Consider the following 14,464-nt stretch of genomic DNA (forward strand, 5'->3'; position numbering starts at 1 on the left):
GTTAGCGTTTTCCTTAGGGAGACCCCATCTTTTTCCTACAAGGGCTGTCCGCCTGCGGCGAGTTCCAAGAGATGTTTTTCAGGGACTATAAAGGTCCTTTTTCCTTAGGGGTGAAACACCTTGGCCAAGATTCTCGTGGTTACATCCGGCAAGGGTGGTGTGGGTAAGACCACCACCAGCGCCGCTATCGGTACCGGCCTCGCTCTGCGCGGCCACAAGACAGTCATCGTCGACTTCGACGTCGGTTTGCGTAACCTCGACCTGATCATGGGCTGCGAACGCCGCGTGGTGTACGACTTCGTCAACGTGGTGAACGGCGAAGCCAACCTGCAACAGGCCCTGATCAAGGACAAGCGCCTTGAAAACCTGTACGTACTGGCCGCCAGCCAGACCCGCGACAAAGACGCGCTGACCAAAGAAGGCGTAGGCAAAGTCCTCGCCGAGCTGAAGGAAACCTTCGAATTCGTGGTGTGCGACTCCCCGGCCGGGATCGAAACCGGTGCTCACCTGGCGATGTACTTCGCCGATGAAGCCATCGTCGTGACCAACCCGGAAGTCTCGTCGGTACGCGACTCGGACCGCATGCTCGGCCTGTTGGCCAGCAAGTCCCAGCGCGCCGAGAAAGGTGAAGACCCGATCAAGGAACACCTGCTGCTCACCCGCTACAACCCTGAGCGCGTCAGCAACGGCGAAATGCTCGGTGTTGAAGACGTCAAGGACATCCTCGCAGTGACCCTGCTGGGCGTGATCCCGGAATCCCAGGCGGTGCTGAAGGCTTCCAACCAGGGCGTCCCGGTGATTCTTGACGACCAAAGCGACGCCGGCCAGGCGTACAGCGATGCAGTTGATCGCTTGCTGGGCAAGACCGTGGAACATCGCTTCCTCGATGTTAAGAAGAAGGGATTCTTCGAGCGTATCTTTGGAGGCAACTAAACAATGAAATTTCTCGACTTCTTTCGCGCCAACAAAAAGCCAAGCACCGCGTCGGTCGCGAAAGAGCGTCTACAGATCATCGTGGCGCACGAACGCGGCCAACGCAGTACCCCGGATTACCTGCCCGCCTTGCAGAAGGAACTGGTCGAGGTGATCCGCAAGTACGTCAATATCGGCAACGATGACGTGCATGTCGCCCTTGAAAACGACGGCAGCTGCTCGATTCTGGAACTCAATATCACCCTGCCTGATCGTTGATCGAACAGGCGGCCGCCACGGCGGCTCGGTCACCTTGATGCCTTTGCGGGCACCGGGTGGTCGAGCCGCCGTTGGCGTTTGTTACGAGGCTGTTTAATGCCGCTGTCCACTATTCATATCCTGCATCAGGACGACGCTGTCCTGGTGGTGAACAAGCCGACCCTGCTGCTCTCGGTGCCTGGCCGCGCCGATGACAACAAGGATTGCCTGATCACCCGCCTGCAGGAGAACGGCTACCCCGAAGCCCGCATCGTCCATCGCCTGGACTGGGAAACCTCGGGGATCATCCTGCTGGCCCGGGACGCCGATACCCATCGAGAACTGTCCCGCCAGTTCCACGACCGCGAAACCGAAAAGGCCTACACCGCCCTCGCCTGGGGCCAACCGGAACTGGACAGCGGCAGCATCGACCTGCCCTTGCGCTACGACCCGCCGACCAAACCACGCCATGTGGTGGATCACGAGTTCGGCAAGCACGCGCTGACCTTCTGGAAAGTCCTGGAACGTTGTGGCGACTGGTGCCGCGTCGAGTTGACGCCAATCACCGGCCGCTCGCACCAGTTGCGTGTGCATATGCTGTCGATCGGGCATCCGTTGCTCGGTGACGGCCTGTATGCCCACGAACAGGCCCTGGCTGCGTGGCCGCGCCTGTGCCTGCACGCCAGCATGCTGAGCTTCACTCATCCGCAAAGCGGTGAGCGCTTGCGCTTTGAGTGCCCTGCACCGTTCTAAAGCTGCAAATTGGGAGGGGGATTCGACTTGCCCCCTCCCACATTTGTTCTGTGCACTTCTCGCCCTCGAACGGTAAACTCCGCGCATTGCTGTCTGGAGCTATTTATGCGCGAAGCGTTGAATCAAGGCCTGATCGACTTCCTCAAGGCCTCCCCTACTCCTTTTCATGCCACTGCCGCCCTGGCCCAGCGCCTGGAAGCGGCCGGTTTCCAGCGCCTCGATGAGCGCGAAACCTGGGCCACCGAAGCCAACGGTCGCTACTACGTGACCCGCAACGATTCCTCGATCATTGCCTTCAAGCTCGGCCGCCACTCGCCGTTGCAAGGCGGGATTCGCCTGGTCGGCGCCCATACCGACAGCCCGTGCCTGCGGGTCAAGCCCCAGCCAGAGCTGCAACGCCAGGGCTTCTGGCAACTTGGCGTGGAAGTCTACGGCGGCGCGCTGCTGGCGCCGTGGTTCGACCGCGACCTGTCCCTGGCCGGCCGCGTCACCTTCCGTCGTGACGGCAAGGTCGAAAGCCAACTGATCGACTTCAAGCTGCCCATCGCCATCATCCCCAACCTGGCTATTCACCTGAACCGTGAAGCCAACCAGGGCTGGGCGATCAATGCCCAGACCGAATTGCCGCCGATCCTCGCGCAATTTGCCGGTGATGAACGCGTGGACTTCCGGGCCGTGCTCACCGAGCAACTGGCCCGCGAACATGGGCTCAACGCCGACGTGGTGCTCGACTACGAGTTGAGCTTCTACGACACCCAGAGCGCCGCCGTGATCGGACTCAATGGCGACTTTATCGCCGGTGCGCGCCTCGATAACCTGCTGTCGTGCTACGCCGGCCTGCAAGCCCTGCTCACCAGCGAGACCGACGAAACGTGCGTGCTGGTGTGCAACGACCACGAAGAAGTCGGTTCCTGCTCGGCCTGCGGCGCCGATGGCCCGATGCTGGAGCAGACCCTGCGTCGCCTCTTGCCGGAAGGTGATGAATTCGTACGCACCATTCAGAAATCCCTGCTGGTTTCCGCTGACAACGCCCATGGCGTACACCCGAACTACGCCGACAAGCACGACGCCAACCACGGCCCCAAGCTCAACGCCGGCCCGGTGATCAAGGTCAACAGCAACCAGCGCTACGCCACCAACAGCGAGACCGCCGGGTTCTTCCGCCACCTGTGCATGGCCCAGGAAGTGCCGGTGCAAAGCTTTGTGGTGCGCAGCGACATGGGCTGCGGTTCGACCATCGGCCCGATCACTGCCAGCCACCTGGGCGTGCGTACGGTGGACATCGGTTTGCCGACGTTTGCCATGCACTCCATCCGTGAGCTGTGCGGCAGCCATGACCTGGCGCATTTGGTGAAGGTGTTGGGCGCGTTCTACGCCAGCCACGACCTGCCCTGATCAAACCTCCTGTAGGCGCTGGCTTGCCAGCGCCTACAGGAAATCCAACCTGACACATATCAACGCTACCTTCTGTAATCCGACCTAGACTTGTCAGTATTCCCACTTCGACAAGGCCGTCGCCCCATGATTTCCATGTCTTCTTTCCACGCCATGCTTATCCCTATTCTGATCGGCATGATCATGCTCGCCGTCGGCTTCAACTTCCGCGACAAACCCCTGGGCGTGTTCGGCATGTGGATCGGCATGCTGCTGATCCTGGGCACCGTGGTGTACAAGATCCTCGCCAAACTGGCCGAATGACGCTTGCACTCGTACACTCGCTCAACCCGTCGTTTTCAAGGTTGACCGCCTCGTGCTTTCCCGTCTGTTTGCCCTGCCCTGCTGCTTCCTGATCGCCCTGCTCACGCTGTTGCCGCTCTCGCCCGCCCAAGCGGTGGGCTTGCCCGGGCTGCTCAGCACCAACAAGGCCCAACCCCAGGCCGACGTGCCGTTGGGGCAGTCGCTGGACGAGGTGATCAAGACCCTGGAAAACGACCAGCAGCGCACCCAACTGCTGAGCGACCTTAAGAAGCTGCGCGCCGCCACCCAGAAAGCCCAGCCCGCCGCCGAACAAGGTGTACTCGGGCTGATCGGCAGCACGCTGTCGGGCCTGGAGCAGCAGTTCTCCGGCGCCGACAGCCCATTGGGGCGCTGGTCGAATGAAATCGACCTGGCCAAGGATGAACTCAGCGCACTGATGCTGCCGGCCAGCGAATGGTTGCCGATCATTTTCGGCTTTGCCGTGATCCTCGCGGTGTGGAGCCTGCTCGCCGCCGCGCTGATCTGGCTCAGCCACCGCGTGCGTGAGCGCTTCGGCCTGCCCGAGGAGCTGCCGCAACACCCCCGCACCTGGGACATGCTGCGCTTTGCCCTGCGCAAACTGGGGCCCTGGCTGATCGCGCTGGTAATCACGGTTTACCTGAGCTACGCCCTGCCCTCGTCCCTAGGCAAATCCCTGGCGATGGTGCTGGCTTACGCCTTGGTGGTCGGCACCTGTTTCTCGGCCATCTGTGTGATTGCCTTCTCGGTACTCGACGGCCCGCATCGCCACCGTGCGCTGTACATCCTGCGCCACCAGGCCTTCCGCCCGTTGTGGTGGATCGGCAGCTTCGCCGCCTTTGGCGAAGCCTTGAGCGACCCGCGACTGGTCGTCGCGCTTGGCCAGCACCTGGCCCACACGGCGGCGACCATCGCCAATGTGATGGCCGCGCTGTCCACCGGCGTGTTTATCCTGCGTTTCCGGCGCCCGATCGCCCACCTGATCCGCAACCAGCCGCTGTCACGGCGCCTGACCCGCCGCGCCCTCAGCGACACAATCGAGATCATCGGTACCTTCTGGTACATCCCCGCCTTGCTGTTGGTGGGTATTTCGCTGTTCGCCACCTTCGTCTCCGCCGGCGACACCAGCACCGCCCTGCGCCAGTCGCTGTTGTGCACGGTGTTGCTGGTGTTGTGCATGGTGATCAACGGCCTGGTGCGTCGCCATGCGCTCAAGCCGCAACGCGGGCACAAGCGTCATGCGTTGTATTCCGAGCGCCTGAAGAGCTTCGTCTACACCCTCGCCCATCTGGTGGTGTGGCTGGTGTTTATCGAACTGGGACTGCGGGTCTGGGGCCTGTCGCTGATTCGCTTTACCGAAGGCGACGGCCATGAAATCAGCGTCAAGCTGTTCGGCCTGGGCGGCACGCTGCTGTTCGCCTGGCTGATCTGGATCCTCAGCGACACCGCGATCCACCACGCCCTGACCCGCTCGCGCAAAGGCCTGGCCAATGCCCGCGCGCAGACGATGATGCCGCTGATCCGCAACGTGCTGTTCGTGACCATCTTCATCATCGCCGCCATCGTCGCCCTGGCGAACATGGGCATGAACGTCACGCCGCTGCTGGCCGGTGCCGGTGTGATCGGCCTGGCTATCGGTTTTGGCGCACAGTCGCTGGTGGCCGACTTGATCACCGGCCTGTTCATCATCATCGAAGACTCCCTGGCGATTGACGACTACGTGGACGTCGGCGGCCACCTCGGTACCGTCGAAGGCCTGACCATCCGCACCGTGCGCCTGCGCGACATTGACGGCATCGTGCACACCATCCCGTTCAGCGAGATCAAGAGCATCAAGAACTACTCACGGGAGTTCGGCTACGCGATCTTCCGGGTGGCGATTCCCTACAACATGGAAATCGACGATGCGATCAAGCTGATGCGCGACGTCGGCCAGAAAATGCGCAACGACCCGCTGCAACGCCGCAATATCTGGTCGCCGCTGGAGATCCAGGGGGTGGAAAGTTTCGAGTCGGGCAGCGCGATCCTGCGCGCACGGTTCAAGACGGCACCGATCAAGCAGTGGGAAGTGTCGCGGGCGTTCAACTTGTCGCTCAAACGGCACCTGGACGAAGCCGGGCTGGACCTGGCCACGCCGCGCTTGAGTGTGCAGGTGGTGACGGGGGCTTCGGGTGGGTTGGAGAAGGACAAGAACGCGTAGGGTCATGACGAATCTGATGAGCTTGTTGTGGCGAGCGGGCTTGCCACAACAGGCCGGTCTACTGCAGGTTGTGTGTCAGGCGAGCGCTGCACCGTCCATCTTCTGGCGCAGGCTCAACGGACGCATATCGGTCCAGGTTTCTTCGATGTAGGCCAGGCACTCTTTCTTCAGGCCGCTCTTGCCCACGGTGCGCCAGCCTTCCGGCACGGCCTTGTAGTCGGGCCAGATGGAATACTGTTCTTCATGGTTGACCACTACCTGAAACAGGATGTCGTCGCGGTCAAATACTGAGGTCATTGCTGTTCTCCATCGCTCAAAGGCTGGCTGCACACCACGCGCAGCGCTGATATCTGTAGAAACGTACCAAGGCGCCGAAAAATTAGAGGCTGGCGACGGCAGCGGCCAGGGCGCGTCCGAAGATCTCGGCGACGCTGTCGACTTCAGCCGCAGTGATCACCAGCGGCGGCAAGAAGCGCACCACGCTGCCATGCCGCCCGCCGAGCTCCAGGATCAGGCCACGCTTGAGGCACTCGCGCTGTACCAGCGGTGCCAGCTGGCGATGGACCGGTGGATGGCCCTGGATGTCCAGGGTGCCGTGCGGGTCCACCAACTCCACGCCGAGCATCAGCCCGCGCCCGCGAATATCCCCCAGGTGCGGGTAGTCGCGCTGCAGGATGCGCAGGTGTTCGCCCAGGCGCTCGCCCATGGCCGTCGCATGGCCGGCCAGGTCGTGCTCCTTGAGGTAGCGCATCACCGCCGACCCCGCCGCCATGGCCATCTGATTGCCACGGAACGTCCCGGCATGGGCGCCCGGCAGCCAGGTGTCGAGCCAGTCGCGGTACACCACCACCGCCAACGGCAGGCTGCCGCCGATGGCCTTGGACATCACCACCACATCCGGGATGATGCCGGCGTGTTCGAAGGCAAACATCTTGCCGGTACGACCAAAGCCGCTCTGGATCTCATCGACGATCAACGCCACCCCCGCCTGCTCGGTGATGCGCCGCAGGCCGCGCAGCCAGTCGAGATCGGCCGGGATCACCCCGCCCTCGCCCTGCACCACCTCGACAATCACCGCCGCCGGCAGCAACACCCCGGCTTCGGGATCGTTGAGCAGGTTTTCCAGGTAATGCAGATTGACCCGCACGCCTTCTGCGCCGCCCAGTCCGAACGGGCAACGGTAGTCATACGGGAATGGCAGGAATTGCACGCCATTGCCGAGCAAGGCGCCCAAGGGTTTTTTCGGCCCCAGGCTGCCCATCAGGCTCAGCGCGCCCTGGCTCATGCCGTGATAACCGCCCTGGAACGACAGCACCGTGCTACGTCCGGTAGCGGTGCGCACCAACTTCAACGCGGCTTCCACCGCATCGGTACCCGTAGGGCCGCAGAACTGGATCTTGGCTTCCCGCGCCAGTTGCGCCGGCAGCAGGCCGAACAGGTCCTGCACGAACTGGTCCTTGACCGGCGTGGTCAGGTCCAGGGTGTGCAGTGGCAGTTCGTCGCTCAGCACTTGCTGGATGGCTTCGATCACGACCGCGTGGTTGTGCCCCAACGCCAAGGTGCCGGCGCCGGCCAGGCAGTCGATGAAACGGCGGCCTTCCACGTCTTCCACATAGATCCCCTTGGCACGCTTGAGCGCCAGGGGGATGCGCCGTGGGTAACTGCGGGCGTTGGATTCCTGCTGGCGCTGGCGCGCCAGCAATGGGGTTTCATCAAACTGATAAAGCGTTTCATGCACCTGGGTATCTTCGATACGGCTGGTAGCGACTGACATCTCTCGACCCCTCAATACGCGGATGATGGTGACCAAACTGCCGATCCGTTGGCGTCTGGCCCAAGGGCATGCGCACGGATTTCCTGTTCTGGAAACGCACCAGCTTCAAGCGGATTTAGGGGCTGTTGTCGGTAACTGATTTATGAAGACCCAACTGTGGGAGGGGGCAAGTCGAATCGTCGCACCGCCCCCTCCACATTTGAATTGCGCGCAGCTTCACAGTCCACGGTACTTTTCATTCAGGGCATACAGGATCGCGCAGGTCTCGGCATCCAACACGCCACAATAATCCCGCGCCCGAAAGTGCATCTGAAACGCCCGGGTCCTCTGCTCGAACGCCTGGCGATTCTGCGCCGGTTTATAGCCATAGCGCTGGAATGCCCGCTCCACCTCCACTTCAGGCGGCAACGCGACACAGAACCGGCGCTGGTACATGGCCCGCGTCGACTCGTCGAACCACGCCCCCACTCCCGCCTCGAACAAACCGCGCCACGGCAGACGTGGTCCCGGATCGCTCTTGCGCCAGTACGCCACGTCCGAGTGCCCGAGAATGTCGGTCGGGCCGATCTGTGGGTGGCGCCCAAGGATGTCGCGCAGCAACGCAATCAACGCCGCCACCTGCTCCTGGCCGTAGGCGGGAAAGGTGAATGTGCCCCCGTCGTCCCGGGCCAGGTTGACGATCTCGATGCCGATCGCCCGACTGTTGAGGTTGTCGCGCCCGCCCCAATGACTCGCTCCGGCATGCCAGGCGCGCTGGTTTTCGTGGACCAGACGAAACACGCGTAACTCGTCATACCCGGCGGCGCGGTAGCCGGGCTCGTCTGGATCAGGCAGCAGGTAATGAGCGCTGACGCCGTTTTGCGTCAGGGTGCGCAAGGAGGATGCGAAAGGCGCCGCTGTGTAATGCAGCACCACCTGACGCACAGGTTCGCCGTTACGTTCGTTGAAATCCCTGGCTGGGAAACTGGTATCGATGACCAACATAAGAACCGTCCTTTTCAATACAGGCCGAGTCTTTCGGCCCGTTCAAGCGCAAAAAAATTACCGCCATCCTGAAGGGTTGAACTTCAAGCGGGCGGTAACTATTTGGCACTCGAAAAGACGGTCAGCGTCGCAACGGCATGCCCAGGTCGACGCGCAGGCCATCCGCCTGGCTGTCGAACTTCAATGAGCAGGAACAGCGCTGCACGATCGCCTGCACAATCGCCAGGCCCAGGCCGCAGCCCTCGCTGTTGCCATTGCGCCAGAAGCGTTGGGTGAGGTACTGCAGGTCTTCGGGGGAAATCTGCTTGCCGTGGTCGCGCACGCGGAAGATCACTTGATCGGCGGCGGTGAACACACTGAGTTCCACCCGGGTGTCTGCGGGTGTATGGCGCAGGGCGTTGTCCAGCAGGTTGCGCAGGGCCGCGATCGCCAGGCCCACGGGCATCTCCACCGGCGTTTCGCTGAGGTTAGCCGCCAGATTCAGGTCGATACGCGCATTGTCGCCGGCATTCGCGTCCTGGATCGCCAACCGCGCCACTTCCTCGGCGCTGGACTGCAAGCCATCGTCGAACGACAGGCTACCTTCCACCCGCGCCAACAACAGCAATTGCTCCAGGGTACGATGCAAGCGGTCGGCGCCCTCCTCGGCATGGGCCAGGGATTGGTCGCGGGCCGCGCCCTCGGTCATGCGCGCCACTTGCAGGTGGGTCTTGATCGCCGTCAACGGGCTGCGCAGCTCGTGGGCAGCGTCACCCGTGAGGCGGCGCTCGCGTTCGATGGTCTTGGCGATGCGTTGCAGCAGTTGGTTCTGGGTATCGAGCAGCGGCTTTAGCTCGCTGGGCAACGGGTGAATCTGCAACGGTTCAAGGGAGTCGGCACTGCGACGCATCAGCGCGTCACGCATGCGGTTGAGCGGCAACAGGCTCTGGCCGATGCCCAGCCACAGCAGGCACAGGCAACCGAGCATCGCCACACCCACCGGCACCGAGGCGGCAAGCAAGATCGACAGGTTCAGCGCCTCGCGCTCCACCTGACGATCGGCGGTGGTGATCAGCAGGTCACCCCGGGACAGGGTAAAACTGCGCCAGCCCACACCATTGATGACCTGGTCACGAAAGCCGCTCTTGCGCGACTCCAGGCCCTCATCCGGCGTGGTATGACTGCGGGCCAGGATTTCGCCGTGCAGGGAGCTGACCTGGCAAGCCATGCCGCCTGGCACATGCAGTTGCTCGGCACTGAAATGCGCGCCGCCACTCACACTGGCCAGGCCCGGCATCTGCTCGGTCAAGCCCGCCACCATGCGCGCCGAGGCCACCAGGCGTTGGTCGAGGGAGAACATCATCTGGTTGCGCAGATCGTTGAGCATCCAGGCCGCTGCCAGGGCCCAGATCAGCACAAAAGCGGCGCCCAGCTTGAACGTCAGGCGCAGGCGCAGGCTTTTCACGAAACGTTCTCTCCACCATCAGCTGGACCCAGGCGATAACCCAGGCCGCGCACGGTTTCGACAATGCCATTGCCCAATTTGCGCCGCAGGTGGTGGATATGCACGTTGAGGGCGTTACTTTCCAGCTCATCGCTGAAGCCGTAGACGCTGTCCTTGAGCTGTTCGCTGGAGAGCACGCGGCCTTTGTTGTGCAGCAGGGCCTGCAACAGCGCCTGTTCACGCCGGGACAGGTCCACCGGCTGGCCTCCCAACAGGGTTTCGCGACTGCTCGGGTCGTAGGTCAGCCGACCGTGCTCGATCAGGTTGACACTGCGCCCCGCCATCCGGCGCAGCAGGGTTTGCAGGCGCGCGGCCAATTCGCGCAGGTCGAAGGGTTTGAGCAGGTAGTCATCGGCACCGGCTTGCAGGCCGTCGACGCGGTTCGTCACCGAATCCCGCGCGGTGAGGATCAGCACCGGAATCTCCAGGCCCTGGCTGCGCAGCTGTTGCAGCAGCTTGAGGCCGTCTTCGTCGGGCAGGCCGAGGTCGAGCACCATGATGTCGAAGGTTGCCGCCTTGAGCATCGCGCGCGCAGCTGCCGCGGTGGCCACGCGCTCGACTGTAAAGCCCTGGGCGCCGAGGCCGGCCACGATGCCGCTGGCGATCAGTTCGTCGTCTTCACAGACCAGTACGTGCATGGTGAACCCTTCATGAAAGATGGGGGGGATTAAAAGTGCAGCGGATTAAGCGCAGATTATGCCGTGAAAAGATGCAAGCTCAGATAATCCCTACACTTTAGAATAGCGCCCGTTTAATCATCGGTTAATCAACGCCACACATTGTGTGCATCACTTGTATCGAACTAAGGCTTGACCATGCGGCATCTGTTTACCTTTCTGCTGGTGTTATTCGCGGGGTTCGCCCAAGCCGCGCCGGGCAATCCGTTTGAGACCAAACCTGATTTCCTCCCGGTGGGCAAGGCTTTCACCTTTACCTCCGAGCGTCTTGAAAGTGGCGAGACCCAGCTGTATTGGCAGATTGCCGACGGTTATTACCTGTACAAGCAGCGCATGAAGTTCGAGGGCCTGGCCGAAAAGCCCGCGCTGCCACAAGGCGAAGCCCATAGCGATGAGTTCTTCGGCGATCAGGAGGTGTATCGCCAGGGCCTGGAAGTGAAGATTCCGGCCGGAGCCACCGGCCAGGTCAAGCTGGGCTGGCAGGGCTGCGCCGATGCGGGGCTGTGTTATCCGCCGCAGTCGATCACCGTGGACCTGGGTGGCAACCCGGCCGTCGCCGCGACCGCCGAAGCACAGGACCAGAGCCTGGCCAGCGGCTTGCAGCAGCGCAGCCTGGGTTGGAGCCTGCTGTTGTTCTTCGGTCTTGGCCTGCTGTTGGCATTTGCACCGTGCTCGTTGCCGATGCTGCCGATTCTCGCCGGCCTGGTGGTGGGCAGTGGCGCCAGCCCACGTCGCGGCTTTGCCCTGGCGGGCAGCTACGTGGTATGCATGGCACTGGTGTATGCCGCACTGGGTGTATTGGCCGCGCTGCTTGGCAGCAACCTCGCCGCCCTGCTGCAAACCCCATGGATCCTCGGCAGTTTCGCCGCCTTGTTCGTGATCCTCGCCCTGCCGATGTTCGGCTTCTTTGAACTGCAACTGCCTGTCGCCTTGCGTGACCGCCTGGATAACGTCAGCCGCAACCAAAGCGGCGGCAGCCTGGTCGGCGCCGGGGTGCTCGGCGCCCTCTCCGGCCTGCTGGTCGGCCCCTGCATGACTGCCCCCCTGGCCGGTGCACTGCTGTATATCGCCCAGAGCGGCAATGCACTGCACGGCGGGCTGATCCTGTTTGCCATGGGCATCGGCATTGGTGTGCCGCTGCTGTTGCTGGTCACCGTGGGCAATCGCTTCCTGCCCAAGCCGGGCACTTGGATGAATGTGCTCAAAGGCATCTTCGGCTTCCTGTTCCTGGCCACCGCCGTGCTGATGATTCGGCCAGTGGTCGGCGAAAACCTGTGGCTCGGCCTATGGGGCGCGTTGGCCATGTCCATGGCCTACTGCGGCTGGCGCCTGGCCCAGGATTTCGGGCGGGTCGCCATGCTGTTCGGCGCCGGTTCCGTGGTCGTGGGATTGTGGGGCGGCCTGCTGCTGGTTGGTGCAGCGGGAGGCAGCGATGACCTGTGGCAACCGTTGAAGGTCTACAACGGTTCGCGGATCGCCACCGCACCAAGCGCCCACGAGGCCTTCATGACTATCAGCGACCCGGCAGTGCTGCAAAGCCAGCTCGACAGCGCCAAGGCCCAGGGCCAATGGGTGCTGGTGGACTACTACGCCGACTGGTGTGTGTCGTGCAAGATCATGGAGAAACAGGTGTTCGGCAAGCCCGAAGTACTCGACGCACTGAAGGATGTCCGTCTGCTGCGCCTGGACGTCACCGCCGACAACGCCGCCAGTCGCGCGCTGCTGGGCCGCTACAAGGTACCGGGGCCGCCGAGCTTCGTGTGGATCGGCCCTGACGGTGAAGAACGACGCGCCCAGCGCATCACCGGCGAAGTGAATGCCGACGCATTCCTGCAACGCTGGAATCAGACCCGAGACGCCCTCTGATGCTGACCCTGACCATCGGCACCTTCGCCATCGCCCTGAATCACATCCTGCTGATCAGCGCGTTGATCCTCGCCACCCTGGTGGGGTGGCGCGTAGCAAAGCGTGGCGGTGAAAATCCGGAATCGGTGCTGTTCAGCCTGTTCCTGCTGGGCATGCTGGCGGCGCGCGTCAGCTTTGTGCTGATGTACTGGAGCTACTACAGCCACGACTGGCTGCAGATGGTCGACCTGCGCGACGGCGGTTTTCTCGCCTGGCCCGGTATCATCGCCCTGATCCTCGGTGCACTGCTCTATGGCTGGCGTCGCCCGGCGCTGCGCAAGCCGCTGAGCGCCGGGGTCATCACCGGGCTGGTGTTCTGGGGCATGACCAGCCTGTCCTTGAGCGTGTATGAAAAAGGCACACGCCTGCCGGACATCACTTTGCGCAACGCCAATGGTGAAGTGGTGCAACTGGCGGACTACCAGGGCGGGCCACTGGTGATCAACCTGTGGGCCACCTGGTGTCCACCGTGCCGCCGCGAGATGCCGGTGCTGGAAAGCGCCCAACGCATGCGCCCGGACGTGACCTTTCTGTTCGTCAACCAGGCCGAAAGCATGCAGAGCGTCAGCACCTACCTGGCCACCCAGGGCCTGAACCTGGACAACGTATTGTTTGACGCCAGCGGCCGCCTCGGCCAGGCCGTAGGCTCCATGGCCCTGCCAACCACGCTGTTCTACCAAGCTGACGGACGCCTGATCAACAGCCACTTGGGCGAGTTGTCCCAGGCCAGCCTGGCCCGTGCCATGGAAACCTTCGACACCGCCCCTGCCGCCACAAGGAAACCCACATGCCTCGCCTCCGCCACCTGCTGACCCTGCTGCCGCTGACGCTCGCGGCCACCCTGGCCCAGGCCGAAGACTGGCCGGCTCCGATCAAACAGATCGAAGCCAAGGGTGCCAGGATCCTCGGCAAGTTCGACGCCCCCAGCGGCCTCACCGGCTACGCCGCGCAATACCAGAACCGCGGCATGGCGCTGTACCTGACCGCCGACGGCAAAAATGTGATCGCCGGCAACCTGTACGACGCCCAGGGCAATGACCTGAGCAGCGCGCCCCTGGAAAAACTGGTGTACGCCCCCATGGCCAAGGAAGTCTGGGCCAAGATGGAAAACAGCAGCTGGATCCAGGACGGCGACAAAAACGCGCCGCGCATCGTCTACCTGTTCAGCGACCCTAACTGCCCGTACTGCAACATGTTCTGGGAACAGGCACGGCCATGGGTAAAAGCCGGCAAGGTGCAGTTGCGCCACATCATGGTCGGCATCATCCGCGAAGACAGCGCCGCCAAGTCGGCTGCCCTGTTCGCCGCCAAAGACCCGCAAAAAGCCCTGGAAGACCACGAAGCCGCCGGCAAAGGCAGCAAATTGCAGGCACTGGCCAAGATCCCGGCGGACATCGAAGCCAAGCTCGATGCCAATATGAAGTTGATGGATGAGCTGGAGTTGTCGGCGACGCCGGCGATTTTCTACCTGGATGACAAGGGTGGCTTGCAGCAACAGCAAGGAGCGCCGTCGCCGGATAAGTTGGTGAAGATTATGGGACCGAAGTAAGCGGCGCCTGGTCTGACGCCATCGGGGCATGGGTATCTACACAACTTTCAGGCTGAAAAATCTCTTTGTGGTGAGGGAGCTTGGTTCCGTGGCGGCCTTTGGGCCGACCATGTCGTTGGAGTTGAGTGAGTACATATCCGTTGCTGCGGTAACGTCGGCTATGGGTTCCGCCCTTACGGCGGGTCACTTTTGGAAGAGCGCCAAAAGTAACCAAAAACGCTTCGCCCCAACACTCGGCACCTCGCCTAGGCTC

At 62.6% G+C, this 14,464-nt stretch carries 14 protein-coding genes; 9 read left to right on the forward strand and 5 right to left on the reverse strand.

Going from position 1 to position 14,464, the window contains the following annotated elements:
* Positions 1-120: 120 nt before the first annotated feature.
* The 6 genes from minD to J1G35_RS12835 all read left to right on the forward strand — a co-directional run bounded on the left by minD (position 121) and on the right by J1G35_RS12835 (position 5,839).
* Positions 121-933: a septum site-determining protein MinD gene (minD, locus tag J1G35_RS12810; RefSeq protein WP_053129223.1), complete on the forward strand. Its 813-nt coding sequence runs from the start codon at positions 121-123 to the stop codon at positions 931-933.
* Between the two features lie 3 nt (positions 934-936).
* Complete coding sequence (gene minE, locus J1G35_RS12815; protein ID WP_003175252.1) at positions 937-1,191, forward strand: cell division topological specificity factor MinE; 255 nt, start codon at positions 937-939, stop codon at positions 1,189-1,191.
* 96 nt (positions 1,192-1,287) lie between these two features.
* On the forward strand, positions 1,288-1,923 hold the full coding sequence (locus J1G35_RS12820; RefSeq protein ID WP_027603908.1) for an RluA family pseudouridine synthase: 636 nt from the start codon (positions 1,288-1,290) through the stop codon (positions 1,921-1,923).
* A gap of 105 nt (positions 1,924-2,028) precedes the next feature.
* Complete coding sequence (locus J1G35_RS12825) at positions 2,029-3,318, forward strand: M18 family aminopeptidase (protein WP_053129220.1); 1,290 nt, start codon at positions 2,029-2,031, stop codon at positions 3,316-3,318.
* A 135-nt stretch (positions 3,319-3,453) separates the two neighbouring features.
* Entirely contained in the window at positions 3,454-3,621 is a 168-nt protein-coding gene (locus J1G35_RS12830) for a hypothetical protein (RefSeq protein WP_162492707.1), read from the forward strand.
* A 52-nt stretch (positions 3,622-3,673) separates the two neighbouring features.
* Positions 3,674-5,839, forward strand: coding sequence for a mechanosensitive ion channel domain-containing protein (locus tag J1G35_RS12835; protein ID WP_223015138.1), 2,166 nt, complete (start codon positions 3,674-3,676; stop codon positions 5,837-5,839).
* A 75-nt stretch (positions 5,840-5,914) separates the two neighbouring features.
* Here J1G35_RS12835 and J1G35_RS12840 read toward each other — a convergent pair whose 3' ends face one another.
* The 5 genes from J1G35_RS12840 to J1G35_RS12860 all read right to left on the reverse strand — a co-directional run bounded on the left by J1G35_RS12840 (position 5,915) and on the right by J1G35_RS12860 (position 10,718).
* Positions 5,915-6,136 (reverse strand): MbtH family protein, encoded by a 222-nt coding sequence (locus J1G35_RS12840; RefSeq protein WP_017527671.1) that lies wholly within the window; start codon positions 6,134-6,136, stop codon positions 5,915-5,917.
* Positions 6,137-6,218: 82 nt separating this feature from the next.
* Entirely contained in the window at positions 6,219-7,613 is a 1,395-nt protein-coding gene (locus tag J1G35_RS12845; RefSeq protein ID WP_053129216.1) for an aspartate aminotransferase family protein, read from the reverse strand.
* Positions 7,614-7,829: 216 nt separating this feature from the next.
* Complete coding sequence (locus J1G35_RS12850; RefSeq protein ID WP_223015139.1) at positions 7,830-8,597, reverse strand: N-acetylmuramoyl-L-alanine amidase; 768 nt, start codon at positions 8,595-8,597, stop codon at positions 7,830-7,832.
* Positions 8,598-8,718: 121 nt separating this feature from the next.
* Positions 8,719-10,041, reverse strand: a complete 1,323-nt coding sequence (locus J1G35_RS12855) for an ATP-binding protein (protein WP_053129212.1) — start codon at positions 10,039-10,041, stop codon at positions 8,719-8,721.
* On the reverse strand, positions 10,038-10,718 hold the full coding sequence (locus J1G35_RS12860) for a response regulator (protein ID WP_053129209.1): 681 nt from the start codon (positions 10,716-10,718) through the stop codon (positions 10,038-10,040). Before J1G35_RS12860 ends, J1G35_RS12855 begins: the two co-directional genes overlap by 4 nt.
* A 177-nt stretch (positions 10,719-10,895) precedes the next feature.
* On the opposite strand from J1G35_RS12860, the gene dsbD reads away from it, so the two are divergent.
* From dsbD to dsbG, 3 genes are read left to right on the forward strand one after another with little or no spacing between them, the layout of a single operon-like run.
* Positions 10,896-12,623 (forward strand): protein-disulfide reductase DsbD, encoded by a 1,728-nt coding sequence (dsbD, locus tag J1G35_RS12865; protein WP_053129205.1) that lies wholly within the window; start codon positions 10,896-10,898, stop codon positions 12,621-12,623.
* Positions 12,623-13,474, forward strand: coding sequence for a TlpA disulfide reductase family protein (locus J1G35_RS12870; protein WP_053129201.1), 852 nt, complete (start codon positions 12,623-12,625; stop codon positions 13,472-13,474). Before dsbD ends, J1G35_RS12870 begins: the two co-directional genes overlap by 1 nt.
* On the forward strand, positions 13,450-14,211 hold the full coding sequence (gene dsbG, locus J1G35_RS12875) for a thiol:disulfide interchange protein DsbG (protein WP_223015140.1): 762 nt from the start codon (positions 13,450-13,452) through the stop codon (positions 14,209-14,211). Before J1G35_RS12870 ends, dsbG begins: the two co-directional genes overlap by 25 nt.
* Positions 14,212-14,464 lie beyond the last annotated feature (253 nt).

Source organism: Pseudomonas sp. SH10-3B, from assembly GCF_019891415.1.
In the GTDB taxonomy this organism is placed as follows: Bacteria; Pseudomonadota; Gammaproteobacteria; order Pseudomonadales; family Pseudomonadaceae; genus Aquipseudomonas.